This is a genomic window from Flavonifractor sp. DFI.6.63 (assembly GCF_024462255.1).
Taxonomy (GTDB): Bacteria; Bacillota; Clostridia; order Oscillospirales; family Oscillospiraceae; genus Lawsonibacter_A; species Lawsonibacter_A hominis.
Map to the genome: position 1 here is coordinate 1 of NZ_JANGBE010000151.1, position 255 is coordinate 255.

The window sequence follows — 255 nt, forward strand, 5'->3', positions numbered from 1 at the left end:
CAAGCACTCAAAGACCGTTAATGGTTGATGAGGTACCTTTTGTAGAATGGTCCGGCGAGTTATTGTTACTGGCGAGCTTAAGGTATTCAGTACCGGAGGCGAAGGGAAACCGAGTGTTAATAGCGCGCATAAAGTCAGTGGCAATAGACCCGAAACCGGGTGACCTACCCATGAGCAGGTTGAAGTGGGGGTAAAACCCCATGGAGGACCGAACGCACGTTCGTTGCAATGACCGGCGATGACTTGTGGGTAGCG

At 51.8% G+C, this 255-nt stretch carries 1 rRNA gene; it reads left to right on the plus strand.

The annotated features are described in order from the left end of the window. Window positions 1-255 (plus strand): 23S ribosomal RNA (locus tag NE547_RS18285); the annotation flags it as partial.